Genomic DNA, 26,804 nt, shown 5'->3' with positions numbered 1-26,804 from the left:
GTGATCCCTTTCAACATCAAGCAGCTCGAAACCTTCCTCCTGGTGGCGACTTTCGGAAGCTTCCGAAAGGCGGCTGAACGCCTGAACACGACACAGCCCGCGGTCTCGACCCGAATCGCCGGTCTGGAAGAAGCGCTTGGCGCCAAGCTGTTCGAGAGGCATCGCAGCACCGTAAGGCTGACCGCCGAGGGACAAAGGCTGCTGCCGCCGGCGCAACGCGTCCTGCGCGTGGCCGAACGGCTGCAGTTGATGGCAAACTCCCTTTCGGAAACGGCAGGGGTGCTGAGACTCGGGATTGCCGAGACCATCGTGCACACATGGCTTCCTGATTTCCTCAAGGAATTGCAGGCGAACTATCCGCTTGTCGATGCCGATATCGTCGTCGACACGACGACGACCCTTCGCAATGAGCTCATGTCGCACCGGCTCGATCTTGCAGTGCTGATGGGCCCTATCCTGGAATACAATATCGAGAACGTGGAGCTGCCATCGTTTCCGCTCGTGTGGGTCTGCTCGCCCGCTTTGAACCTGCCCAACCGAGGCAAGCTGACGCTGAACGACCTGATGCAATTCCCAATCATCAGCTACGCGCGCACGACGAGACCCTACAGCGAGCTTTACCGTAAGCTGACGGGCGAGCTTGAAGCGACGCCGCGTATCTTTCCGGCCAATTCGCTGGCCGCCTCCATCAGGATGACGCTGAACGGGATCGGTATCGCCTCCCTCCCCAGGGAAGTCGTCCAGGATCATACGGCCAGCGGCGCTCTGCGGATCGTCGACTGCGAATGGCATCCCTCCGACCTGCGCTTCACCGCCTCCTACTCCTCCGAACCATCGAATCCGACAGCGGAGCGCGCGGCAAAGCTGGCCGGTTGCATCGCCCATGCATATGCCGCGCGGATCGGCAACGGGCACCCTGCCGAGGAGTCTCGAGTCGAGCCTGCGGCGTCTCAGCCGACCGACGCAAGCGGCAGGTAGATGCGATCGCCGGAGAAGATCGTATCCGGCATCAGGATATGATCCATGTTCAGCATCACCGTATCGGCCACATCGGCCGAATGCGCATTGGCGATCAGGCGAATGCTGTCGCCATTCTTGACCTCGACCCACCGATAGCCGTCTTTCTCCAGTGTCGGATTGGTGCGCCCCTCCGGATTGCTGCTGCCCGCGGGATGAACCTCGACATAGTCGCCCGAGACCCAGCCGCTATGCTTTTTGCCGTCCGGTCCGAACCCTTCGACGGGTATCCAGGCCTCTCCTGACGGATCGGTCGAGGGCTTCGCGGTCTGCTCGACGAACGTGCCGGGTTGCAGAACCGTCACCACGGCGGAATCGCCCTCGGGCTTGCTCCGCAAATTCAGGCCGTCATCGGCCGACACCACGAGCTGCGGGAAGTCTTCGGGCGGGGTTTTCGGCTTACCTGGAACATCCGAATGATCGTCGGGCTGCTGGGACGACGTATCGCCATCCGGTTTCTTCGGATCGGGCGGAGCGGTCGTTTTCGGGTCCCAGGGCTGCGCAAGCAGGGAGTCCAGAGAGAAGAGAAGCATTCCGATGCCAAAGGTGATGCCTAGCGTCCATCGATCCGCTGTGGCCCATCGTTTGTCGGACTTTGCCGCCGCCGCGATATCGGCATCGGTTCGGGGCACCGAACGACGATTCATCCGGTCCGTCCTTATGGCCGACGCCCAGAACTCCGCGCAGCCGAACGTGAACATGGTGCCGGCGACTGTGGCGATCGGAGCCGGCCAAGAGTGCAGCGTATAGACGGCGCAGCCAAGCACGTAGCCGGGCCCGGCCAGATGCTCGGCCAGGTTACGGATCACCGGCCTGCCGGTGAACGACTGCAGCATCGACTTCGTGCCATAGACGACGTTGCCGAGCGAGAAGGTGCTGTTGACGACAAGATCCTTGCCCTGGATCATCCCGGTCGCGGCACCCGGCGCCGCGGCAATGAATGTGGCTCCGCCGAGCGCATTGAGGAACCGCCCGAACGGCTTGTTGTTTGCGGTTGCGTTGGGGAAGATTGCCTGCGTGCCGAAAACGAAGCCTCGCACGCCGAATGCCACCGCTCCGGCCGTTGCGCTCCAGGTCGGGGGCAGCGAACTCCACAATACATAGGAAGTTGTCGACATGCCGCCAAAGGTGGCGAGCGCCTGAGCGTTTTCGCGCACCCTGGCATGGCGCAGCGCCAGATCGACGCTGGTCGCCTGATCCGGCGTCATCGTCTTCTTATGGGTGGCCCGAAAGGTCGTCAGTTGCAGCACGGAGAGGCCGTTCGTCTGATCCCCGCTCATCCACTCGAACTGCTCGGGCGTGAACTTGCGGAACTGGCCGGGGCTGATTTCCTCGAACTGCTTTGGTGTCACCGCTTCGATCTGCGGCTGGGTCAGCGCTTCGATGTGGTGGATCGTGAAGGCGCCCCATTGATCGCGGGTCGGCGCAGGGATCTGCCTCCCGGTCAGCCATGGCACCTGCCTGGCATCGAACTTCGCTACATCCACCGAACCGATCATGGTCTCGGGGATAGCCCCAACCTGGCGCTCGACGAGGTTCTTCAGCAATCCGGCCTCGCCCAGATCCTTGAATTGCGGTGACGTGAACTTCGCGACTTGGCTCCCCTTGAACCACGGAACCTGGCGCGCATCCAACTTGGACACGTCAACGAGCCCGACCTTGTCTCCTTTTATCGCCTGCAACTGCGGTTTCGTCAGGAGACGGGTAAAACCGGCCTTGCCGAGATCACCGAACTGCTGGTCGGTCAGATTGCGGATGTGGCCCTCGGTGAGCCAGGGAACCTGTTTCCCGTCGAGGCCCGCTATGTTGATATAGCCTGTCTTTGCCTTCGGGATACCGCGCAGTTGGGACTTGGTCAGATGGGGCAGCAAGCCCGCCTGGTCCATGTCGCGGAACTGCTGCTCCGTCAGCTCGGCCACCTGCTCGCGCTTGAGCCATGGAACCTGGTTCGGCAGGAAGTCGCCCATGGCGAGATCCGGCACCTGGTCAAGTGGGGTGGCTCTGACGCCATCCCGGGTGAGCGGTCGATTGCTCGGAGCCAATTGCGGGGGCTGCGCGGCGTTGTTCGCACCGCCAGCGGTATTGGCCTGCTGATTGTTCTGTTCCGGGCGCCCGAGGCTTCCCGGCACGTGCTCGTCGGAAGCGCCGCGTATCCAGGGCAACACCACAGCCTCGCCCGTATCGGGGTCAAACACCAGAATGTGGGTCTTGTCCTGGAGCTCCGGTGCGTCGGCCGGCGCGGGCGGTCCATCGGAAGGCGGAACATAAACCCGCTCAGGACCGCTCGGCTGGACGCCGAGTACTGACGCGGTGATCGCGTTGCCGCTTTCGTCTTCGAGCTGAATGGTCCGGCCCGAACTATTCTTGGCCGTCGCGGATTGCGGTTGCGGTTTTGCAGCGGCCGGCTTTTCGTGTCCGAAGATGTTGCCGACGATCCGGGCATCGTCGAGCGCGCCTTGCAACTCAACCGAGGGCGGCGCGTCAAGGAACACCCAGCGCGGCTGATAGCCCTGGTTTTCATTGCGCAGCGCCACGTCCTTGTTGATCTGCTCCTGCAGTTTCGGCGTGAGCGGCACCTCGCGCATCTGCGCGACGCCGTTGATCGTCGTCCAGCGATGGTAGGTCTTGACCTCGATCGCCTCGATCACATCCTGGCTCTTGAAGACTGGAGCATCGACGTATCGCCCACCCTGGCCAGTAACGGGGTGGGTGCCGTCCGGATTGGCCTCGACCGGGAAATGCACTTCTCCAGACGATCCGTTGAGCTCGCGCGTATAGATCTCGCCTGCCTTCCATTTTTCGGGCTGCCGCATGTTGCGAACTTGTTGCAGCGAATAGGTCGTCGGCGGCGCCGCCTCGATTGCCTTCCCGGCTGCAGGCGGCTGCGCCGGCTCTCCCTTCGGCGTTCCTTGACCACCCGCCACATGGTCCTCGGAAGCGCCGCGCACCCACGGCAGGACATATGCCTCTCCCGTCTCCGGGTCCCGAAACAGAATATGCGACTTGTGCATCAACTCCGGTTCGTCGCCACGCGCCTGCGGCCCGTCGGCTGGCGGCACATAGATGTTCTCCGCGCTCTTTGGCACCGGTCCGTAACGGGTCGCCGTCACCGATTGCCCGTTCTCGTCCCTTATCCGGATAGGCCCGCTTCGGCGGCTGCCGACCTGCGAGGAGAGGAACGTCGACACGCCGTCGGCAACGTCCTGACGCATGAAACCGCCGTCGACGATCGACGGCCCGAACTCGGTCTTGAACTGTTCGATCGCGGCAAGCTGATCCGGTCTTGCCGTCTTCTGCAACTCGCTCAGGAACTGGTCCAGGGAGGCCTTGCCGCCCTTTGGTATGCGCGTTGCGGCGCCGTCGCGCGAGGATTCCATCGCATGGGCGAGCCAGGCCGGGACCGTCAATTGCTCACTCTGCCCGTCGGCGCGATTGAAGGTCAGTGTCGCGGTTTCGTTCTTGGCGATCGAAGGCGCGACCTTTGCCGCCTTGGACTTGTATTGAACCCTAACCTCGGCGCTATAGGCCACGGCTCCCGCGGGCAGAGGCGGGCTCGATAATGAGAACGTGTAGCGTGTCGCCGGCGTCCCGTACGAACCATTGAGATTGTCGTAGATGTTGCCGTCAGCCGGCATATAGCGGGGCTGCGGGGTCCCCTCGGGCCGGAAACGCGCCGGCAGCCACGACTGTACCGTCGATTTCACCTTGTAGGTCGCCGAAGTCGACATCCGGTCCGGGTTGAAACCCAACACGCCAGGCAGCCTGTTGCGGTCGTTGAAGATGACGTCGACCAGCATCGCCTCGGGGTTTACAACGCGAACCGTCTCGCCGGTCAGCAGGACGATGTCCGCCGTGGGCGCCTTGCCCGGTATGGCCGAAAGCCGCAACCCGCTCACCGTCGGTTCATCGACAAAAGAAACCGTGTTCGATGGATCGATCTGGCCGGACTTGACGAGGTCATGGATCGGCCCGACGCCGTCGCCGCGTTCGATGGCCGCGACGAGTTCGGATGCTTTTGTCGGGTCCTTGACCGCGAACTGGACCTTAAGGTTTGTCGCGCCGAGGGCGGACTGGATCTGGTCGTAGGTTTCCTTCGACACGATGTCGCCCGGCTGGAGCGTGTCCGTGACGGGCGTTTCGGGGCGCTTCTCGAAACCGATGCGCGGCATCTGATCGACGGCCGCGACATGATTGGCCACGATCGGCAGGCGTATGCCAGCCTTGGTCTCGGTCATGACACGGTCGAACGGAAGCGCGCCTTGCAGCGTGACGTGGCCGGCGCTGTTTTCGGCCGGCACGCCGAAGAAATCATGCTGCCCCGGTGCGAGCGTGGCCTCCTTGCCTTTGAGCGAAGGCGTGTAGCTCATCTCGATCACGATGCCTTCACCGTCCGGCGTCGTTCCGACAATGGCAGCATCCAGGGGCTTGGCGTTGTAGCCGCTCGCATCGCTGAACACCGCCTTGCTGGCTACCGCCGAGAGGTCGCTGCTGCGGACCGGCATGGCCGTCTGGTTGGAAACCGGCCAGACGCCGGCCTGAAGGGCCGTGATGTTCCTGTATTCGCGGGCCCGGAAAGACACTACTCCCTGGGTGCCGAGCGCGTCCTTGAACGGTGTCAGGCTGCGCTGGCTGACGCTGTCGACGATCGACCATCCGACAATGCCGAAGTCGGTCTTGGTACCGACGCCGAAGCCAACGGCGGCAACGGTCGGCGAGCCGATCCCGAACGCCTGGCCCGTGTTCAGCCGGACCCGGAAGGTGACGCCGACACGGAAGTCCGGCAGGGTCTCGCGAAGCGGCGTGCGCGGTATCTGGACCCCGTCCGGGCCGTAGCGTTCGGCCAACTCGCGGCTGGAGTAGTAGCTCTTCTCCTGTTCATAGCGGCTCACAAGTTGCTCGGCGGTCAAGCCGTCGAGATAGGCCGATGGGGTCTTCGGATCCTTGCCGCTGGTGTAGACGTAGCCGCTGGTGTCGGGTTGAGGCATGCCGGCAAAGCTGCGTGTCTCAGGGTCCCAGACGAGGCGTACCGACCCGTCCTTTCCTGTTGGCTCACCCGGCACGACGATGGGGTCGCCGTCGGCGGGGTGCGGTGTGCCGGAGGCAGTCGAGCCGTCAGGATCGCGGCCCGGCTGTGCCGTCGAGCCATTGCCGCTGCCGTCATCGGTCTTGATCACCTCTCCTGGGATCACCGGGTGGCTGGGGTCGTGGAAGACCTGCTTTCCTGTTGGCCGATAAACGCCGTCGGCGCCGATTTCGTACACATCCATCGGACGACCCGAAGGGCCGGGTTCCAGCGCCAGTTGCGACGGTCCTTTGCCGCCGGGCGGCTGCTGGAACGGTCCGTCGCCGCCGGGCGGCGGATTGGCATCAGCGCCGGGAGCGTCGGGGTCCTGCGTGCCCGTTCCCGGCCGCATCGTCCGCAGACCATGGATGCCGAGCCCCGTGCCGGTGATGCCGGTGCCGAGACCCGTAAGCGCGTTGGCAAACTGGAGACCGTTCATCTGGTCTCCGTTGGCGGCGAGATCGTAGGCGGATGTTGCCAGTAACGGTGAGCCGACAATCACCGAACCGACATCCATCCCCCACGCCGCCTTGTTCAGTCCGGCGCTCGACTGCATGTATGTGCGGGTTTCGGCTGCCAACGCCCAGTTCGACCGTGTTGCGCCGATGCTGCCGGCGAAGGCGCGGGGACTGGCGACAACGCCTGCCAAGAATGACTCACTCTTCGCCGCCATGCCGATCGTGCGAAGGCCGCTGGAAGCCATGGGCAGAACCGTGGTCGCCGCACTGGCGATGTTCATCATTGACTCGGTATCGTCCCACTCGCCGCCATGGTCGAGGTGGTTCACCTCGTTTATGACGGCCCTCGTTCCAAGATAGGCCGCGCCCGCATAGGCCAGCGGTGCGGCGACCGGCGCGGCCGGCGTGAACGACAAGATGGTTGCAATGCCGGTGCCGATGCCGACCACCGGATCGACAACCTTGTCCCAGACCGAAACATTGCGCGCTTTCACCACTTCGAGCGCGATCTTGCCGTCGGCGCCCGCCTTCATTTCCAGGTCTTTGGGAACGACGAGCTTGCCGCTCTCGCTAAACTGGCTGTTGTTGTCCTGGAAATCGCCGAGGTCGTCGAACTTCTTGCCGGTCGCGTCGACGTAGCGGGTGTTGCCATCACCGTCGCGCACCGCAAACAGCGTGACCTGCTGCGTTCCAACCTGGTCGTCGACATAGAAGATCGGCACACGACGCACATACGGGTTGTCGCCGCCGATGTCGCGGATCTCGTCCGTCACATTCTTTATCGCGTCGCGGCCGTCATCGGTCGAACTGTCCAGGCCGAGCGTTTTGGCTACCGTAGTATCCAGATCCGTGCCGAGCTGTTGGTGGAACTCCTTGTCGTAGCCTCTGTCGAGCAGCTGCTGGAACCTCGGCTGATAGATGGCGTCGAGCGTCTGCTGTTCGTGCTTGTCCAGATAGGTTTTGTCGACAGTGGTGTTGTCATCGGTCAGCAGAGACGGCTCGCTGAGCCGAAGCTCGTGATAGTCGTTGAAGCCCTGTAACTGTCTGCGCAGATCCTGGATTTGACTTATCTGAAGCCTTGTCGCCTCCAGCCTGAGCTTGGCGACCGCCAGTTCGGGATCGACCCAGCGGCCATTGGGGTCGTCATCCTTGGTATCAAGGTCGATCCAGATCGCCTTCCCGCCCTGGGTCAGCGCATCGATCCCATGCTCGTTGTAGTTGCGGGCAACGTCCGGCGTCACCTTGATCGTCTGTCCGCCGACATTGATCTCGACCGGCTGCACGCCGTCGGGCAACGTGCCTTCGGGAGCATCGACCGATCCCGGCTTGTGATGCGCCAGCGCATTGTCGAAATTGGTCTGCAGGGTCGGCAGCTTGGCGTTCAGATCGGCGAGGCTGTCGCCGAGCTGCCGGTCCAGGACGTCGTTGAGGCTCTTTGCCGCCTGCTCCTCGCTGGACCTCACCGATTGCAGGCCATTTGCCGTGCACATTTTTGCGTTGGAGTCGTAGCCGGCCAGCAGCGCCTGCCAGTCCTTGTTGAGTTGGCGATCGCGATATTCGCCCCTGACATGCTTGTCGTTCAGGCTGTAGGTCAGCTGCTGTTCAGTGGTTCCCTCATCGAAATGGTTGACCACCCAGAGCTGGCCGTCACGGATCTCGAGCGACGAGTTCTTGTAGTGCCCGAGGTAGTCGCCATTGATGCGATTGTACTTCTCGTCAAAATTAAAGTTCTGTTTACCAAGATATTCGGTAGCCAGCTTCTGCTCGAGGTCCGTCTGCCGCGCGTTGACCTGTGCGGCATCGGCATGGGCGTCGAAATAGTTCTGGTAGGCCTGGGCCAGTTCGAGCTGGTTGCCTGCCGTCGTCTGCAGGGCTTTGAGGTCCTTGTATTCCTTGGAGTCCGCGGGGACGCCGGCGAGTTCGGCCTGCCCAACCAGGTAGTCGATGGTTAGCTTGTCGCCCTTGCTCAGATGCAGGCCGACCTCGGAAAACAGCTTGTCGACGGCGCTATGGTCGGCGACGCCCTGGTCGTATTTCGGATCAAGGTCGGGAGTGCCCCGCGCTTTGACCGACGGCGCATTCGGATCGCCCAGAGGAGTGAGCTTGCCTTGCCCGGCAATGGCATCCTTGAGGACGCGCCCGGCATTCTCATACTCGCCTCGGGCATCCTGTGCGTTCTGCAGAAGGGTGTTGGCTTTGGTCAGCCGCGCCTGCGCATCGGCGAGGGTGCCCTTGGGTTTCTGCGGCGTCCATTGCAGGCCGTGAGGCTCCAGTGCCTTGTTTATGATGGTTTGCGCGCCGTCGACGGCATCCTTGTAGGCAGGATCGAGCAGATCGACGTTGAACTGCTCCTGCCGCTGGCCTGCCAGAGCCCGCGTCTCGGTGATGCGCGACAGTGCGATGTTCTCATTGATGATGGCCTGGGCGACCTGGGGATCGACCCACCTCCAGACGCCATCTATCTTCATCGGCGTCCATTTTCCCCCGGAGGGTGCGTTGCCCGGGGGTGGATCGCCAAATGGATCGACAACCCTGTTCTGCCCGTTAAGCTTCGGCTTGGCGGGCGTACCCAGGTCGTATTTGTCGATCAGGTCCTGTTTGTCCTGTCCGGCCTTTTCCGCGGCATCGATCAGACTGGGCAGGGTCTCCCCCGCCAACAGCCCCTCGACGAAGGTCTTCACGACCTCGCCCTCTTTTGCCACCTTGGGGTCGCTGCTGTTGGGGTTCACCGCCAGCAGCGTCCTGGCCAGGGCTTCTTGCGTGCTTCCCGCCTCGATTTTCAGGTCGGTGCCGGTGGTGTTGTTGTGCAGCGTCATGCTGCCATCGGGCTTGGTGGTCAGCGTATAGCCGTTGAATGTGACCTCGACCGTCGTGCGGGTGCCGTTGTCGATGGTAATTTTTTCGCCTGTATGGATTGTGCTTGGGTCGCGCGACGAGCCGAAAAGCTCCGGATTCGTCCGCCTGAGATCATCCAGCGTCACGCCATACTGTTGCGCGATACGGGTCAGGTTGTCGTTCGGCTTGACCTCGTACTCGACAGGCTTGCCGCCATTGATCTTCTCGGTGGTGGTCTTCGTCACCCGGCCGTCTTGGTCGGTGACGGTCTTGGTTTCGGTTCCCTTGCCATCGATGGATACCGACGTTTTCTTGCCGTCCGCCGTGGTCGTGACGGTGCGTACGTCGTGCTGATAATCACAAGAGTAGAGGGTCTTGCCGCCGGTGCGCGGGTCGACGAGCTCAACCGACTGCGCGTCGCTGCTGCTGTTCGTCGTAACCTTGTAGCCGGCGGCTTGCAGTTCGGCGATTACCTGCTGGCTGGTGAGGTCGTTCTCCTTCGCGATCTGGTCGATGCTTTTTCCGTCGGCAAGACCGTTCTTGATATCCTGCGTGCTGTCGCCACCTGGATCCTGGGAGGGCTTCAGAATGGTTTTGCTGCCGTCTGGACCGGTGACGGTGGTCACGGGTAGCGAAGGTCCGGCGCCCGGCGTCACCGTTTCCACCAACGCGCCGTTGGGCAGTGACGTCTGCTCGGTGACCGTCCCTGTCCCCAGATCGTCCTCATAGCGTGTCGTTATGGCGCCGGTATCGGAATTGTATGTGCTGGTTTCCTTGCGCCCGAGCCCGTCCCGGGTCGGCGAGTTGGTCACCGCGCCGTTGGGCTGTGCCTGGACGCTCGTATAGTAGCTATCATGCTGGTAGTCGTAATATTGCGTGACGGTGCGGCCGCCGGCATCCGTGATCTTCGTCGTCTGCACGTCGCCGTTGCCGCTCGTCGGGTCGGTGGTCGACACGGCCATTCCGCCGGATCTGAGCGCGGCGATGACCTGTTCGCCCGTCATGTGACGGGCGGAGGCAATCTGGTCGATGCTCTTGCCGCCGGTAACGTCGTTGACGATGTTGCGCGCAGTGGCCGCGGCAGCAGGATCATCCTTGGCCGGACTTCCATCGAAGTCCACCAGTGTCACGGGAGGCGACGCGAGATTGCTGTGCACATAGACGGCCGGCGCCACCGTAACGCCATTGCCGGATGTGCCATTGCCGGCGTTCACGACACCCGGCGTCGCCGGAGCCGTTGCGGGGTTCGGCTGAAGCGAGTTTAGTTGCGTGTTTACCTGAGCCAGTTCCTGGCGGGCCTGCGCCGCCCAATCGCGCTCGCCCATCCTGTTGGCAAGCCTGATCTGCTCCCGCAGCTCCGCTGCCTGCGCCTCCAGCCGCGCAATCTGTGCCGCGTTTGCCTTGGGATCGACCTTTTGCGACTGAAGCGGCGGCTTGGTGAGCGTTATCGGGCGAACCATCTGCACGACCTCCGGAAATCACTGCTACCGGCAGCCCGGCCGCCGTCACGCCCGCCCCGATCGCAACCCTTGCGTGTTATCGAGGCGGCTTCCAATAAATGCCGAAGGCAGCAAGCTGCTCTTCCGACTGCTTCATTCGTTCCGCGGCATCCGTTTCGGACCGCGCCGCCGTCAGCGCAGCCAGGATTTCGACGGCGGCGAACGCCGGCGCCATGCTTCGGAAGAACGATTGCGAGTTTGAGGTGACGATGATTGCTTCCCGCGCGATCCGGGTCAGCGGCGACACGCTGCTGTCGGTGATCGCCACCACGCTGACCCCCTGCCGGGCCGACTGGCGCGCCACCTCCATCGTCATGCGTTCATAGGGCGACATGCCCACAGCAAGGAGCACGTCGCCGCGCCCTGCGTGCTGAAGCGCATTGAGACCCTGTCCGGCAATCTCGCCGACAAGCATCACCTTGCGCTCAGCGCCAGCCGCAAACGACATGATGTGAACGAAATGGCTCGCAATCGCATAGGCTGAGCCTGAGCCGAGACCGAATAGATTGCGCGCTCCCGCAAGCAGCTCGGCGGCGGCGATGAACTGCATGGCGTTGCCGTACTCGCCAAGACTTGAAATCTGGGCAGCAAGAGAGTCCGCAACGACGCCGGCCGTCGAATATCCCGAATCGCCATCCCGTTCGACACTCTGTCGGGCGGGTTCTCCGGCTATCGTCTCACGCAGCGCGCGCGCATAAAGGCTGCGCATGTCCTCATAGCCTTCGAGGCCGAGCCACCGCGCCAGCCGCATCATCGTGCTGTGCGAAACGCCGGCCTGCTGCGCCTGCTCGCGCATCGACATCAGCGCCACGTCCTCGGGATGATCCAGCACGAAACGCGCCGCCACCCGCAGTTGCGGCGGCATGTTCTCAAACCGTTCGACCAACAGCTCCGCCAAAGGACCTTTTTCCATTCCCGTTACCCCATCCAACCCCGTTGGTCAGGCTACTCCGTGAACGCCCGAAACGCAACAGTTGGAACACACAAGCCTCAAATATTCCAAGTGGACTTTCATTTCCGATCGTCCTGCCCTAAGTTGTTATAGCAAAGTCTCGGGCCGCAGGCCTGGGTCCGGGCTTGCTACCTGAATAGCCCTTCAAGGAGACAATGATGGCTGCCACCCCTCCCGTTACGTCCGGCTCTGCAGGGTCGCCGGAACAGAACCTGGACAAGATGATCAAGCAGCAGGAGCGCATGTTCAGCCTGGAGATCACCAAAGAGATGGCGAAATCCCAGCATGACATGCTGATGAGCACCGCCAAGACGCTCGGCGAGTCGGCTGAGAAGGCTTGACGCAGAGATGCTCGAACCCATGCGCCGCCGCGAGCAATCGGCGGCGTACTTGCACGGCGGAAATTATCGAACGCCATCGTCCGGCTGCATTTGAAATCCTCATCGGCGGGGAGATGAAGTGGCATGACCGCTAGTCCTATCGGCAGATATCTGGATGCCGCGCCCGCGCGGCGGCTCCGGTCGATGCTCGCCCTATCGCCGGCAACGGCGCAATCAGTTGCGCTGAGCGTAACCGAAGGGTTTCATGCCGGTGCCGAACTCAGTCTGGTCGAGCCCCTGTACACGATCGGCTCCAGCACCGAATCAGACGTTGTCCTGAGAGATGCCGGCATCGCTCCGATCCACGCAAGGCTGCGGCGCAAGGGCAGCCAGTTTGAAGTCGAAGCCGTCGGCGGCGATGTCGCGCTCGCCACGGGCGAGATCATCCGTCAAGGACAGGGCAGCCGCTGCAGGTTGCCGATCATCCTAGGCATCGGCGATGCCCGTATCCGGCTGGTCAATCCGGAACGCCCCCCGAACCGGTGGTCGATCGGCAACCGACCGGTGCTGGTTGCGGGCAGCGTTGTCTTTGCCGTTTTCGCTGTTTCCGTCGCCGCCAACGGGTTCTCTCTCGCCAAGCCCGACATTCGCGCGCAGACATTTTCCTCCCAGGACGGCCAGGTCAAAGTGGCTTTTGCCGGCGAGCGGGGCCAGGACGTGCTGGACGATTCATCGCCCGCGCAAATTCAAACCGCCGCCGAAGCGGAAAGCCAGCTCAAATTGCGTCTCGATCAGTCCGGCATAAACACGGTGACGGTCCAGCGATCGCCCGGCCGCCTGGTGGTTTCGGGTATGATCCCGAGTGACAAGAGTGGCGTCTGGACGGAAACGCAATCCTGGTTCGACGAAGCGTTTGGCACTCGTGTCCCCCTGGTGTCCAACGTCATGATCGGCAACGCGCCGCAGGCGCCGCGGCTGACGCTGCAGGCGATCTGGTATGGCGATCGGCCTTATGTCATCGCAGCCAACGGTGCGCGCTATCACGAAGGTGCGTTCACGGATGACGGCTGGACCATCAAGCACATTGGCGAGACGGAACTTCTGCTGACCAAGGGCGGCGCTACGGTCGCGCTGAAATATCCGTGAACCGCCGGCTCGAAGGGCCGCGCCTCGATTCGGCAAGGATGGACACTGCCGGCCGTGACGTCCATCAGGCGGAAGGCGTGCGCAACCAAACCATCAGCCGGCGACGGATGAATGGTGTCGACCAGGCCGCAAAGCGCGCCCAGGGGACGAAAGCGGCCGCTGCCGCAGAGAGGCCTGAGACGGCGGAGTTCCAGGCCTCACGAGATGCGGCGGGCGAATCGCTGGATGACATCCTGATCAACTTCGTCATGCCCGCAATTCCGGAGCCAGCCATCCTGCGTCGCTCCGTGCCCATTCTCCAGCATTTCATAACGAACCTGGTCCCTGAGCTCGAGGGCGGCGAGCAACTCAAGACGCTCGCCAGAGCACTGATCGAGGGTGAAATCGAGCGTCATCGCGATCTGCTCGGGCGCATGCAGGAAGGAATCGAAATCTGACCGACCCGCATGACACGGTCCATCTGCTGCATGTCCTGGGCTATCTCTACGGATGTCATGGGCAGGCCAAGCGGGGTGCGACGTACCTGCTCATCGCCGCACAGCTGGCGCCGGAAAATGCCGGTCTCCTGAGGACATTAGCGCACCTGCTCATACTTGATGGCGAAGCGGAAAAGGCGCTGGCCACGATTGCCAGGCTGGAGACCTTGGAAGGAATGGCCCACCCGGCGCTTGCGTTGCTGAAGAGCCGCGCCCTGCTCGTGGCCGGGCGAAAAACGGAGGCTCACAGCGCCTTGCTGCGCTTCCTGTCGCAACGAGGCGTTGAACGACCATGACCGTATCGGAGCGGCTTCTGCAATTCCTTGCCAGGTTGTCGCGCCGCAGCGATCTGGTCATTGCGGTGCTGATGCTCGTCGCCGTGGTGATGATGCTCATCCCGTTGCCGACGTTTCTCGTCGACATTCTCATCACCGCGAATATCGCCATCAGCGTGCTCATCCTGCTGGCTTCGTTCTACGTTTCTCATCCGCTGCAGTTCTCGTCGCTGCCGTCGGTCATCCTCATCGCCACCTTGTTCCGGCTGGCGATCACGATCACGACCACGCGGCTGATCCTGCTGCAGGCCGACGCCGGCGAGATCATTACCGCCTTCGGCACCTTCGTCGTTGGCGGCAGCATTGCGGTCGGCCTCGTCATCTTTCTGATCATCACCGTCGCGCAGTTCATCGTGGTTGCGCGAGGAGCGGAACGCGTCGCCGAGGTGGCCGCGCGCTTCACGCTCGATGCGCTGCCGGGCAAGCAGATGAGTATCGATGCCGAGCTGCGCAACGGCGATATCGATCAGGGGGAAGCACGCCGCCTGCGCCAGCAGCTGGAGCGCGAGAGCCAGCTGTTCGGCGCGATGGACGGCGCCATGAAGTTCGTCAAGGGCGACGTCATCGCCGGGATCGTGATCATCTTGGTCAACCTTATCGGCGGCTTCGCCGTCGGTACGCTGCAGCACGACATGTCGCTGGGCGATGCGGCAGCGACCTACTCGCTGCTCACCGTGGGCGACGGGCTGGTGGCGCAGATACCGGCACTGCTCGTCGCAGTCGCCGCCGGCACGATGGTGACGCGCGTCGGCAGCGCGGACGGAACCGGCGACCTTGGCCGGCAGATAACAAGCCAGCTTCTGCGCGACTCGCGCGCGCTTGCCCTCGCAGCCGTGATCATGGTCGGCCTTGCCATGGTGCCAGGCTTTCCTTCCATCGTGTTCCTGGTCCTTGGCGCCTGCTTCGGCGCGGGCGCCTACGCCGTCAATCGCCGCAATGCGCAGGACTCCGAACCCCAGGACATCGGCCAGATCGCGATGGAGGAACAGCGGGGCAGTTCCGCCTCGCTTTCGGCAATTTCCACGGGAACGCTGCCTGCCACATATCGCGTGGTCGTACGCCTCGGCTCCGAACTGGCGGACGCGATTCCGGAGCCCGAATTCAGCGCGCTCGCTGACGGCGTTCGCCGCGAACTCTTCAGCGATCTCGGCGTCGACGTTCCGGCCATCGGCTTGCAGACCGACGAGATGCTGTCACCACGAAGCATCCGCATTGACCTGGAAGGCGCGCCCATCCTGGACGCTGAAATTCCGGCCGCCCGCTTTCTCGTCGAAGCCGACCTGACGCACCTCGATCTGCTGGAGGTGACTTACGAAAAAGCTGCTTCGATCGCCGGCCAGCGCAAGTTCGTATGGGTCGATGACCGCCACGTCCCGGCGCTGCAAGAAGCCGGCTTCGCATTTTCCACGCCCGCGGAAACGGCCGCGAAGTGGACCGGAAATGCGCTTCGCCTCTATGCCGGGCATTTCGTCGGCATCCAGGAGACACGCAGGCTGCTGTCGGACATGGAGACGGACTATGCGGATCTGGTCAGGCAGGCTCAGGAGATCGTGCCACTGCAGAAGATCGCGGAAGTGTTTCGCCGCCTTGTCGGTGAAAACGTGCCGATCCGCAATCTGCGCCTTATCCTCGAATCGTTGATCGAATGGGGCCAACGCGAACAGGACGTCGTCCTGCTGACGGAATATGTCCGCACATCCCTGAAGCGCCAGATCAGCTTCCGTTCCGCCGGCCGCAACAACATCATCGCGGCCTATGTGCTGCAGCGGTCGGCCGAGGATGTTCTGCGCAACGCTGTGCAAAGCACATCGACCGGGACATTCCTGAACCTTTCAGATGATGATGCGCAGGCCTTGGTCAGCGAAGTCGAGCGGGCACTGGCGCACAACTCCAGCGACGTCTCGCCGGTCGTCCTTACCGCAATGGATGTGCGCCGTCACATGCGTAGCCTGCTCACGCACAATGCGATCGAGCTTCCTGTCCTGTCCTTCCAGGAACTTGCGCAGGAATTCAACGTCCAGCCGCTGGCCACGATCACCGGCCGCAGCGCAAGAGCCGGCGCACGCGCCCAGGCGCTGCCGTCGGCTCAGACGAAAGCCGCGCAGGAGGCAGCCTCATGACGGCAGCCGGACGAATGGGGACATCCGGGGAATCAGGAGAGGAACAGCATGACAATCCACGATACCGCAGCAGGCGTTCGATCCGCCGCTTCCGCCTGGCGGACGGACATGCGCTGGCTCGCTATCGCGACGGTTGGCGTTTTGCTGGCCTTGTTGTTCACGATTGCCGATGCAACGGCGCAGAACGCATCGCCCCTGCCGAGCAAGCCAACGCTCGACCTGCCGGTCGGGCAAGGCCGATTGCTGCGGTTCAATGAGCCGGTCGAATCCGTCCTGGTCGCCGACACCACGATCGCAGACCTCCAGGTCGTATCGCCAAGCATGGTCTATGTCTTCGGCCTCAAACCCGGCCTGACCAATCTCATTGCGGTCACCGCCGACGAGCGGATCGAGGCGACGGCTCAATTCCGCGTCACACCCGATGTCACGCCTGCCTCCGAAGCCAAACATGCGATGCAGCCGAATTCGGCGACAAATCTCCACATTTTCGGAACCCGCATCGTCATCACGGGTGAGGCACGAGGCGTCGATGAAGCAAAGGATCTGGACAATGTCGCACGCACATTCTCGCCGCCGGAACAGCCGCCGTTGAACAACATGACCGTGCAGGGTTCGCAGCAGGTCAACATTCGGGTCCGCTTCGCCGAGGTCTCGCGCACGGAGTTGCAGTCTTATGGCGTCGACTGGTCCGTCGGATACAAGAGCGGCGGTTTCGAATTCAACATGTTCCAGGACAATGGCGTGCCTTCAGGCGGCGACGGGAATTTTGGTCTGAGTCTCGACCAGGCGCACGGCCTCAATTTCGACGTCCTCATCGAAGCCCTGCAACGCAATGGCGTCGTCAAGATACTGGCCGAGCCGAACCTGACCGCTGTGACCGGACAGACGGCGAACTTCCTCGCCGGCGGGGAAATTCCGGTGCCTATCGCGCAGGGATCCGACGTCACAACCGTTCAATACAAGCCTTTCGGCGTATCTCTCGGTTTCACCCCGACGCTCATCGGCCGCAATCGCATCGCGCTCCATGTCCAGCCAGAAGTCAGCTCTCTGTCGGATGCCGGCGCCGTAACCGCCAACGGCTTTGCCATGCCGAGCTTCGTGGTCCGAAGAGCGGACACGACGGTGGAAGTGGCGAGCGGCCAGACCTTTGCGATCGCGGGCCTTTTCCAGCAACGGACCTCGCGCAACCTGGAGAAATTTCCAGTGCTCGGCGATGTGCCCGTGCTTGGCCCGCTCTTTCAATCGCAGCGCTTCCAGCACGAAGAGACCGAACTCGTCATCCTGATCACGCCGTATCTGGTGGCGCCGGTGCGGGACAGTCTCGCAACTCCACTCGATCGCCCGGCTGCCAAGCGGCTCAATCGCAAGCACGCCAAGGACGCGTCGGCGACCGGTCTGATCATCAAATAGCGGGAAACGACCATGACATTGCGCACCGCTTTCTGCTTCGTGCTTCCCGCGCTGTTTCTTGCCGGTTGTGTGAACAGCCCGCAGCAGCGGCAGGAGTATTCGCCCGGCTACAGCTATGTCTCGACCGAATCCGGCGGCTCCGAGAAGGGCGTCAACGGCTCGATCCTAGCTCCCAATGCATGTCTGGCCGAACCGGCCGACGACGACAACCCCGCCGCCAGGACCGACCTCACTATCGTCTCCGGCGTCGGCTCCCATCTGCCGGCGGGCTGCGCCAATGCCTACAATCTTCAGCGCATGGCCGAAAGCCAGCGTGACCTCGTCGAGGGCCGCCGCATGGGGCCGGCGGCCGCGGCGCCGACGGCGCGCGCGGCCCGTCGTTATCTCGATGGCGAGGAGGCCCCGATCGGCGGCGCCAACAGCGCGCCGGTAGCGCCGCAAACGACGCTTCCAGTCGAGTGAGCCGGCGCTATCATCGCTCGTTTAGAGCGTTTCAGCGATTCATAGAATCGCCGGACCGTTCTAACTATTTGTTTTTACGCAATTCCGGACGGAAGACCGTTACACACTTTTCCGGGAATTGCTCTAGTTCCAGTTTGCGCGGCGGGCTTTGCAAAAGAGCACCTCAGGCGCTAGCCGAGGATGGAGCCGAGCGCCTTGGCTTTGGCCTGCGTACTGCCCTTCGACCGGATGGTTCTGGCACGCGCGAGCAAGGTGGCCACCTCCTTGGTCGTCAGACCGATGGGCGGCGAGGCCCTGACCTGATCGGCCTGGCCAAGAAGTCCATAGACCATCACAATATTGCGCTTGTGGTGCAATTGCGCGTTCGGTGCTCCGGCAACCTTCTGCACCAGCGGCAGTGCGGTGGCGGAGTTGTCCTCGAGGGCCGCCGCCAACGCCATGTTGGTCTCGACGTCCAGATCGCCGGGCGCAAGTTTCAACGCCCGGGCGAAGGTCGCCTGTGCTTCGGCAGTCTGGCCGGCAAACGTCTGCGCCACGCCCAATCGGTTGTAAGCGGCGCTGCTATTGACCAAAGGTGCTGCCTGTGCGAGCGCGCGCATGCCGGCTTCGAAATCGCCGGCCTCTATCATCGCCGAGCCAAGCCCGAGCATCGCTGGGCCGTCGTCGGGGGCTTTTGCGAGCGCGGCCTGGTAGGCTTTGGCGGCATCGGCCGGATATCCCGCCCGCATATAGGCGTCGCCCGCCTTGACGAGCGTGCTCGGCTTGGCGTCCGGCATCGCTGCAGCACGCTGGTAGAGCGCTATCGCGGTATCACTTTCCCCGCGCGCATCGATATCGTCGGCAAGCTTGATCAGTCGATCCGACTGCGAGGCCGGGGGTTGGTCCTTCGCGCTGACCGAGCCGGTTTTGCTCGTCTGGCAACCGGACAGCGCCAACGTGATGACGACAGGCAAGAATACGACATGCGACCGCATATCCACCTCTCCGTATTCAAGCCCGCGCTCACCTTACACAGACCATCGACGGACTGGAACCACGCCAGTGCGGTAAGATTGCAACATGGCCGAAGAAGCTGAGGAAAAGAAACTACCGGCTTCCGACAAGAAGCTTCGCGACGCCCGCCGCAAAGGCAAGGTTCCGCAGAGCCGCGACCTCACCTCCGGCTTCACCTTCCTTGGAGCGCTCGGCTATCTCTATTTTTTCTGGCCGACGCTCTTCAAACGCCATTCCGAACTCTTGCAGACCGTAACAGAGCCTGACGGCTCGTTTGGGGATGTCAGCCTGCGCGCCATCCGTAGTTTCTTCTCGCTGCTGATGCTTGCCACGCTGCCGCTGGTTGGGATCGTTGTCGTTCTGACCGCCGCCTTTGGCATGCTGGGGACGTTCGGGCCAGTCTTCTCGTTCGAGCCGCTCAAGCCGCAACTCGACAACATTAACCCGGCCAAGGGCCTGCAGAAGATCCTGTCGCTCCGCAACGTCATCGAATTCGTCAAAGGCGTGATCAAGCTGGTGCTGCTGGCGTGCCTGTTCGTGTTCGTGCTGATCACATGGCTGCAGCCGCTTTTCGACGCACCGGGTTGCGGTCCCTCGTGCCTGGGCCCGATGATCAAGGCGGTCCTGACGCCTCTCGGAATCGCCGCCGGCCTGGCCTTCGTCGTCATCGGCGTGATCGATGTTCCGGTTCAACGTTGGCTGTTCCTGCGCGACATGCGCATGACGACAACCGAATACAAACGCGAGCAGAAGGATCTCGAAGGCGATCCGTTGATCCGACATGAACAGCAGCGGCAGCGGCGCGAGGTGGTGTTGCAATCCGCGAAGCTGGGCGTGAAAAACGCGGTCATCGTCTTCGTATCCGGCGACCTGGCCGTGGCGTTGCGCTACGTCAAGGGCGAAACGCCGGTACCGGTGATCGTCGGCAAGGGCCAGGGGCGCGTCGCCAACGACATAATGGCCCAAGCCCGCCAGGCCGGCATTCCCGTAGTCGAGGATGGCGCCGTCGCCGAGGCGCTCTTCGAGGGTGCGAATACCGGATCCCATATCGGCCAGCACATGTTTTCGCCGGTCGTTCGCCATCTCGTCCGCCATGGCCTCACTTGAGGCCGAGATTGCCCGCTAGAACGCCGCAGATCTCACGCAAGTGATCCAGCAAGCTGCTGCGCTTGAAGATGTCGGTAAGCTCCCCAGGGCCTAGGTGCTGGCGGGGCGCGCAGCAGCCGCTTCATGCCAGGCTTGGTGTGGGCAACCGCGCCAACACCGCAAGCTTACGGCTCAGCGGTTTAGCTTGAAACGATGACGTCTTGCACCACAACATCGGTTTCTTCAAGGTAGAAGCAACGACGGACATCGATGTCGTTGCCGATTGGCCGGAAGGTTAGAGCACGATGCCACTCATGATTCGACGATCGGGAGCCAGGAATCTGGCGCGCCCGGCGCGACGTCTCGGAGATCTGACTGCGATGTTTATCCTGATTGCCAGGCCGCTCGTATTCGGGATTGCCCTCTTGTTGGCTGGTCCGGCACAGGCGCAGGCGCCGGCGACCGTCCCGCCTGACAGGGTCAAACAGCTGTTCGAGCTGCTCGACGATCCGTCAGTGAAGGCCTGGGTGGCCGAACAGCGAAACAAGGACGCCGGGTCAACGGGAGCGCCTGCCCCGGCAGGAGCTTCGCCGGCCGGCGCATCGTCCGACGCCGTGGCCAAGCCGGGCCAGATGAATACGATGGCATCCTCGACGCTCGATCGGATCAAGCATCATATCGAAAGAATCGTGCGGACTCTGCCTTTGCTGCAAGGTCAGTTCGCGCGCGTTCGGACAGAGACCATGGACGACATGTCCAGCAAGGGCTCTGCCGGCGTATTCATGCTGATCGCGATGTTCATCGCTGCCGGCGTGGCGCTGACCTGGGCAACGTACAGGCTCACCCGTCCGTTTCGTCTCTGGATCATCGGGCAGCCGAAGGATACGCCCATCGGGCGAGCCAAGAAGATTGGTGGTCGCACGCTTTATTCCAGCCTGCTGATCGTCTCGTTCGCGCTGGGCAGCGCCGGCGCGTTCATGTTGTTCGACTGGCCAATGCTTATCCGCGAGATCGTGCTGACATTTCTGATGGCTGCAGTCGTTACAGCGGGTGCGCGCATGTACCTTGCAGCCATGCTCGTCCCTTCCTTCATGAAAGTCGAGAACGCCGTCGAGGTTCGTGCTCTGCCGATCACCAACGAAACGGCTGACCATTGGTTTTATTGGCTACCCCGGATCGTCGGCGTCTTCGCCTTCTTCGCCGCGGCGTTTACCCTCCTGCCGGGTCTCGGCATCGATCCGGACGGAATGCTGGTCCTGTCAACGGGTGCCGATTTCGTACTGCTGTTGCTCTTGCTGCTTGCCGTTTGGCGTCGACCAAGAACACAGCGAGACGGCGCGCACCAAACCGGCCACACGGGAGCGACATGGCTGTTGACTGCCTATTTCGTCGCTCTGTTCCTGCTGCGCATCGCCGGCCTCAACATATTGTTCTGGTTTACCTTCGCCGCATTCTTCCTGCCTTTGACCGTCGTGCTGACGCAGCGCGGGGTCAATTTCGTCCTGCGGCCGGGTTCGGAAGAAGCTGGCCGGCCTACGATCCCGGCGGTGACGATCGCTGTCATCGATCGCGCAGTCCGGATGATCTTGATCCTGACGGCGGCTTATCTTCTCGCGCGTGTCTGGGGCCTGGACATGCAGTCCATGCGCGACAGCGATACGACGACCACGCTCGTATTGCGCGGCTTGATCAATGTCATGGTCATTGCGCTCGCAGCCGATTTCGGCTGGTCGATCATCAAAGCTCTGATCGAACGAAAGCTGGGCATCGAAACGCCGCACGCAGTGACCGACGACGAGGAGGTCCCGATCCTCGATCCCCAACAGGCACGGTTGCGCACGCTCCTGCCGATCATCCAGAACATTCTGCTCGCCGTGATCGTCGTGATGGCGGTGCTGATGATGCTCGCCTCAATGGGTATCGAGATCGGCCCGCTGATCGCCGGCGCCGGCGTCGTTGGCGTCGCTGTGGGATTTGGAGCTCAAACCATAGTCAAGGACGTCATTTCAGGCGTGTTTTTCCTGCTCGATGATGCGTTTCGTGTTGGCGAATACATTACATCCGGCCGTTACGTGGGAACGGTGGAGAGCTTTTCGCTGCGCTCGGTGAAGCTGCGCCACCATCGTGGCCCGCTGTTCACAATACCTTTCGGTGAACTCGGAGCAGTCCAGAACCAGAGCCGTGACTGGGTCACCGACAAATTCAACATTACCGTCGGTTACGACACCGATATCGACTTCGCTCGCAGGCTGATCAAGCGGATCGGCCTCGAACTGGCGGAAGATCCCGAATTCAAACATTGGGTGCTCTCGCCGATCAAGATGCAGGGCGTGCAGGAGTTCGGCGAGTACGGCATCGTGTTGAGGGTCAAGGTCACAACCAGACCGGGAGGCGCCTTCAATATGAAACGCAAATTCTATGTACGCCTCCGCCAAGTCTTCAAGGAGCAGGGCATCGAACTCCCATTTCCGACCGTCCACGTCGAGGGGCTGCAGCATGGGGCAGAGAATGCGCCGTTGGCGATCACCCCCGAGCTAAAAATGGCCGTCGCGCAGTCGCACACCAGTCGGCGCAGAAAAAAAACCAGCACAACGGAGTAGGAAGCTGTGGTATCCGCCGGTCACAGTGCGGCTTTCCAGGCATCGCCAGTGGCGGGGATACTCTCTTATCTTCAACCATTTAAGACGAAAGAGTACCGTTTTCACCGACCGGCGCGAGCGCTTCGCGCGTCGGCGCATTGTGCGTTGGAGCCGATGAACGCGCGGATGGTGAGGCGATGTGCCGCCTCTTGGGTAATACAAATTGAAAATTGCGCCCTCATGTTTCAAAACAGGTCGATAGCCCCAGGATGGTTTCGAAGCCTGCGGGGTCGCCCACGGTCCTCAAGGCAAGATTTTTTAAAAGACGTTCAACAATGACCCATCACGTACAAGATGCTCGAATTCTTATGTACAGCCACGACACGTTCGGGCTCGGCCACCTGCAGCGCTGCCGAACGATCGCGCATTCGCTGGTCGAGGATTTCCACGGACTTCAGGTGCTTATCATTTCGGGTGCTCCCATCGCCGGTGCTTTCGACTACCGTGCCCGTGTCGACTTCGTGAAGATCCCCAGCGTCATCAAGCTGCGCAACGGCGAATACACCTCGCTGGAAAAGGATATCGATCTGCATGAGACGCTAAGGATGCGCCAGTCGATCATCCGCCATACAGCCGAGACCTTCCGGCCGGATATCTTCATCGTCGACAAGGAACCGCTCGGCCTGCGCGGTGAGATCGAGGACACGCTTTCCTACCTCAAGACGCGGGGCACCACGCTCGTGCTTGGCCTGCGCGAGGTGATGGATGCGCCGCATCTGCTCGAGGCAGAGTGGGCACGCAAGGATGTGATGCGCAAGATAGGCCTGTTCTACGACAAGATCTGGGCCTATGGTCCGCCGGATTTCTACGATCCGTTGACCGGCTTGGATGTGCCGCCGGCGGTCAGGGCAAAGATGAGATTCGTCGGCTTCCTGCAACGGAGCCTGCAGCGGAACGAGTTGCCCGGCCACCGGCCCGAGGGCGACTATATCCTCGTCACTACCGGTGGCGGCGGAGACGGCGCCGAACTGATCCACGACGTCATCGATGCCTATCAGCAGGATCCACAATTGCAGCACAGGGCGCTGATCGTGCTTGGGCCTTACATGCCGGCGCGCAAGCGCAACAAGCTGCTCAAGAAGGGGGCCAAGATCCCCTACATCAAGATGATCGAGTTCGACAACCGCATGGAAGACCTAATCGCCGGCGCCAAGGCGGTGGTGGCGATGGGCGGCTACAACACCTATTGCGAGATCCTGTCTTTCGATAAGCCGGCGCTGATCGTGCCGCGCGTCGAGCCCCGCGAGGAACAGCTGATCCGCGCTCGGCGCGCAGCCGAACTCGGCCTCATCGAGATGCTTTTGCCGGAAGAAGCCAAGGATTCCCAGCGGTTTGCCGATGCACTGGCGGTGCTGCCGGACCGGCCCCGCCCATCACAGAGCAACCCGCATCTGACGCTGGAGGGGCTGCCCCATATTTCCGAAATCGTCGCGGAACTGCTCGACCGGCGGGCCGGCCATCACCTGTCGGTCATTGAAGGAATGAACTGAGTTGCAACATCGCAAGATCGTCGTGGTTCTGAAGGGCTATCCGCGGCTGTCTGAAACCTTCATCGCGCAGGAACTGCTCGGTCTGGAGCGTGCGGGGTTCGACTTGATACTCGTCGCGCTCCGGCGGCCGACCGACGCAAAACGCCACCCCGTGCATGACGAGATCAAAGCGCCGGTCCATTATCTGCCGGAATATCTGCATGACGAGCCGCTGCGCGTGATCCGCTCGCTGTTTGCTTATCTGCTGCGGCCGGGCTTCTGGCGCGCGCTCGGATCGCTCGCGGCCGATCTCCCCCGCGACTTTACGCGCAATCGCGTGCGCCGCTTCGGGCAAGCGCTCGTGCTGGCGGCCGAGTGGCCGGAAGGCGCGGGATGGCTGCACGCACATTTCGCGCACACGCCGGCATCGGTGACGCGCTATGTCAGCCAGCTTCGCAGCCTGCCCTGGAGCTGCTCTGCCCATGCCAAGGACATCTGGACTTCGGCCGACTGGGATCTGGCTGACAAGCTGTCCTCGGCGCGCTGGACGGTCACCTGCACGAAAACCGGCTTCGACCGTCTGAAGGAACTCGCTAACGGCAGCTCGTCCGTGCATCTGAGCTATCATGGGCTCGACCTTGATCGCTTCGGCAGTTTCGGCGAGGCGCGAAACCAGCACGACGGCTCGGCGCCGGACAAACCAGTTATCGTTCTGAGTGTCGGGCGCGCCGTCGAAAAGAAAGGTTACGATACCTTGTTGAAGGCCCTTGCGCTCTTGCCTAGCGATTTGGCGTGGCGTTTCGAGCATATCGGCGGCGGCGAGGAACTGGAACGGCTCAAGGCGCTGGCGCACAAGCTCGGACTGGATGGGCGCGTCTCCTGGAAAGGCGCGCTTGCGCAGCAGGAGGTGCTTGAACACTACCGCCGCGCCGACATCTTCGCCCTAGCCTGCAGGATCACCGCAAATGGCGACCGGGACGGTCTGCCGAATGTTCTGGTGGAGGCGGCCAGCCAGCGGCTTGCCTGCGTGTCGACCGATATTTCTGGCGTGCCGGAGCTTTTATCGCCGGATGAAACCGGGCTGCTGGTTCCGACGGAAAACCCGACTGCCCTGGCACAGGCGCTGGAGCGCCTGATCCGCGATCCCGTGCTGCGCGGCCGTCTCGGCGACGCCGCAGAGTGGCGCGTGCGCGGCAATTTCGATCATTTGGCAAGCATTGGGCAGCTCAAGGAACTGTTCGAGCGCGAGTGGCGGGTCGCCGATTGACGCGCGTCTTCCTCTACGTCCAGCACCTGCTCGGTATCGGCCATCTCGCGCGCTCCAGCCGCATCGCAGCGGCTCTGGTCGATGACGGGTTTGACGTAACCGTCGTGACCGGCGGAGCGCCGATCGCGGGGTTTCCGGGACCGGGGTTAAGATCTGTAACCTTGCCGCCCGTCACCTCCGGTGATGAAGGATTTTCCGGACTTGTCGACCTGCAGGGCAAACCCATCGACGATGATTTCAGGAAACGGCGTTCGGAGATGCTGCTGCAGGCATTCCGGGATTGCAGGCCTGAAATCGTCATTATCGAGGCGTTTCCGTTTGGACGCCGGCAGATGCGTTTCGAACTCTTGCCGCTGATCGAGGCCATCGAAGCGACGTCGCCCAGACCGATGCTGGCGACGTCCGTCCGCGATATCCTTCAGGAGCGCGTCAAGCCGGGCCGAAACGAGGAAACGGTCGATCTGATCAACAGGCATTTCGACCTTGTGATGGTCCACGGCGATCCGGCTTTCGCAACCATCGACAGGACATTTCCACTGGCTGAGGCGATCAGGGCCGAGGTCACCTACACAGGGCTCGTTGCCGCGCCGCCATCGCCCGTGGCCTCCGAGCGCTTCGACGTTCTGGTGTCGGTTGGCGGCGGGGCTGCCGGAAAGAGCCTCGTCAGCTCCACCATCGCGGCGGCGCGCAATACCGGCAATGGTTGGAGATGGTGTCTGATCACCGGCCCAAACCTGCCGAAAGACGAGTTTGACGCGATTGCTGGCGATGCCACGCCAGGCCTGTCCATCTTCCGGTTCCGCGAGGATTTCGCCAGCCTGCTGGCCGGCGCCCGCCTGTCGGTCTCGCAGGCGGGCTACAACACGGTCTGCGATGTCCTGCGCGCGGGTTGTCGCTCCCTGCTCGTTCCATTTGCTGCCGGTGCGGAAACCGAACAGACGGTTCGCGCCCTGATGCTCGAAGAACTCGGTCTTGCAACGGTGCTGATGGAAAAGGACCTGACGCCAGAACGTTTGGCGCAAGCGATCGAACAGGCGCTTGTGGGACCGGCACCATCCGCGCATCGTCTCGATCTGGAAGGCGCGCGTCACTCGGCGCAAATCCTGCGCGAGCGGTTTCGAACATGGTCCCTGAAAATGAGGCCCGGTTTCGGAAAAATATATGATCAAACTGACGATGGATCCTAAAGCGATCCACGCCGAAGCGAATTCAGGCGACGCGCTTTAAGCCTTGTCGTTGTCCCGCTACGCTTTTGGGC

The 26,804-nt window shown here is 62.3% G+C and carries 15 protein-coding genes; 12 read left to right on the top strand and 3 right to left on the bottom strand.

All coding sequences use genetic code 11. The features are described from left to right. The gene (locus tag EN853_RS07765; RefSeq protein ID WP_245516853.1) at positions 1–978 is read left to right on the top strand and encodes a LysR family transcriptional regulator; all 978 of its coding nucleotides are present in this window, start codon (positions 1–3) and stop codon (positions 976–978) included. On the opposite strand, the gene EN853_RS07760 is transcribed toward EN853_RS07765, so the two are convergent. Both EN853_RS07760 and EN853_RS07755 read right to left on the bottom strand, forming a co-directional pair. Continuing rightward, positions 951–10,832 (bottom strand): LysM peptidoglycan-binding domain-containing protein, encoded by a 9,882-nt coding sequence (locus EN853_RS07760; RefSeq protein WP_127858950.1) that lies wholly within the window; start codon positions 10,830–10,832, stop codon positions 951–953. The genes EN853_RS07765 and EN853_RS07760 overlap by 28 nt on opposite strands. A gap of 76 nt (positions 10,833–10,908) precedes the next feature. Continuing rightward, positions 10,909–11,757: a MurR/RpiR family transcriptional regulator gene (locus tag EN853_RS07755; RefSeq protein ID WP_245516852.1), complete on the bottom strand. Its 849-nt coding sequence runs from the start codon at positions 11,755–11,757 to the stop codon at positions 10,909–10,911. A gap of 224 nt (positions 11,758–11,981) precedes the next feature. Between EN853_RS07755 and EN853_RS07750 the strand changes: the two genes are divergently transcribed. From EN853_RS07750 to EN853_RS07720, 6 genes are all read left to right on the top strand, one after another. After that, on the top strand, positions 11,982–12,164 hold the full coding sequence (locus EN853_RS07750; protein ID WP_127858948.1) for a hypothetical protein: 183 nt from the start codon (positions 11,982–11,984) through the stop codon (positions 12,162–12,164). Between the two features lie 183 nt (positions 12,165–12,347). Then, positions 12,348–13,289: an EscD/YscD/HrpQ family type III secretion system periplasmic domain-containing protein gene (locus EN853_RS07745; protein WP_168247745.1), complete on the top strand. Its 942-nt coding sequence runs from the start codon at positions 12,348–12,350 to the stop codon at positions 13,287–13,289. After that, positions 13,286–13,726 carry a hypothetical protein gene (locus EN853_RS07740; RefSeq protein WP_245516851.1) on the top strand — a complete coding sequence of 147 codons (441 nt, stop codon included), beginning with the start codon at positions 13,286–13,288 and terminating at the stop codon, positions 13,724–13,726. Before EN853_RS07745 ends, EN853_RS07740 begins: the two co-directional genes overlap by 4 nt. A 331-nt stretch (positions 13,727–14,057) precedes the next feature. Further along, on the top strand, positions 14,058–16,220 hold the full coding sequence (gene sctV / locus EN853_RS07730; protein WP_127858946.1) for a type III secretion system export apparatus subunit SctV: 2,163 nt from the start codon (positions 14,058–14,060) through the stop codon (positions 16,218–16,220). A 48-nt stretch (positions 16,221–16,268) separates the two neighbouring features. After that, a complete protein-coding gene (locus tag EN853_RS07725) occupies positions 16,269–17,630 on the top strand; it encodes a type II and III secretion system protein family protein (protein ID WP_127858945.1) in 1,362 nt (453 codons plus the stop codon). Between the two features lie 12 nt (positions 17,631–17,642). Further along, entirely contained in the window at positions 17,643–18,092 is a 450-nt protein-coding gene (locus EN853_RS07720) for a hypothetical protein (RefSeq protein WP_127858944.1), read from the top strand. 170 nt (positions 18,093–18,262) lie between these two features. On the opposite strand, the gene EN853_RS07715 is transcribed toward EN853_RS07720, so the two are convergent. Next, positions 18,263–19,066, bottom strand: coding sequence for a tetratricopeptide repeat protein (locus EN853_RS07715; protein WP_127858943.1), 804 nt, complete (start codon positions 19,064–19,066; stop codon positions 18,263–18,265). A gap of 85 nt (positions 19,067–19,151) precedes the next feature. Here EN853_RS07715 and EN853_RS07710 point away from each other — a divergent pair, with 85 nt between their 5' ends. The 5 genes from EN853_RS07710 (at position 19,152) to EN853_RS07690 (ending at position 26,733) form a co-directional block, all read left to right on the top strand. Continuing rightward, on the top strand, positions 19,152–20,192 hold the full coding sequence (locus EN853_RS07710; RefSeq protein WP_127858942.1) for an EscU/YscU/HrcU family type III secretion system export apparatus switch protein: 1,041 nt from the start codon (positions 19,152–19,154) through the stop codon (positions 20,190–20,192). Between the two features lie 359 nt (positions 20,193–20,551). Next, positions 20,552–22,771: a mechanosensitive ion channel family protein gene (locus EN853_RS07705; RefSeq protein ID WP_127858941.1), complete on the top strand. Its 2,220-nt coding sequence runs from the start codon at positions 20,552–20,554 to the stop codon at positions 22,769–22,771. Positions 22,772–23,085: 314 nt separating this feature from the next. Beyond that, complete coding sequence (locus EN853_RS07700; RefSeq protein ID WP_127858940.1) at positions 23,086–24,300, top strand: glycosyltransferase family protein; 1,215 nt, start codon at positions 23,086–23,088, stop codon at positions 24,298–24,300. Position 24,301: 1 nt separating this feature from the next. Next, the gene (locus EN853_RS07695; RefSeq protein WP_127858939.1) at positions 24,302–25,546 is read left to right on the top strand and encodes a glycosyltransferase; all 1,245 of its coding nucleotides are present in this window, start codon (positions 24,302–24,304) and stop codon (positions 25,544–25,546) included. Next, positions 25,543–26,733 carry a glycosyltransferase family protein gene (locus EN853_RS07690; protein ID WP_245516850.1) on the top strand — a complete coding sequence of 397 codons (1,191 nt, stop codon included), beginning with the start codon at positions 25,543–25,545 and terminating at the stop codon, positions 26,731–26,733. The genes EN853_RS07695 and EN853_RS07690 overlap by 4 nt, the downstream gene beginning before the upstream one ends. The last annotated feature ends 71 nt before the right edge of the window (positions 26,734–26,804 follow it).

Source organism: Mesorhizobium sp. M1C.F.Ca.ET.210.01.1.1, from assembly GCF_004791585.1.
Taxonomy (GTDB): Bacteria; Pseudomonadota; Alphaproteobacteria; order Rhizobiales; family Rhizobiaceae; genus Mesorhizobium.
This window is presented reverse-complemented; position numbering and strand designations above follow the sequence as displayed.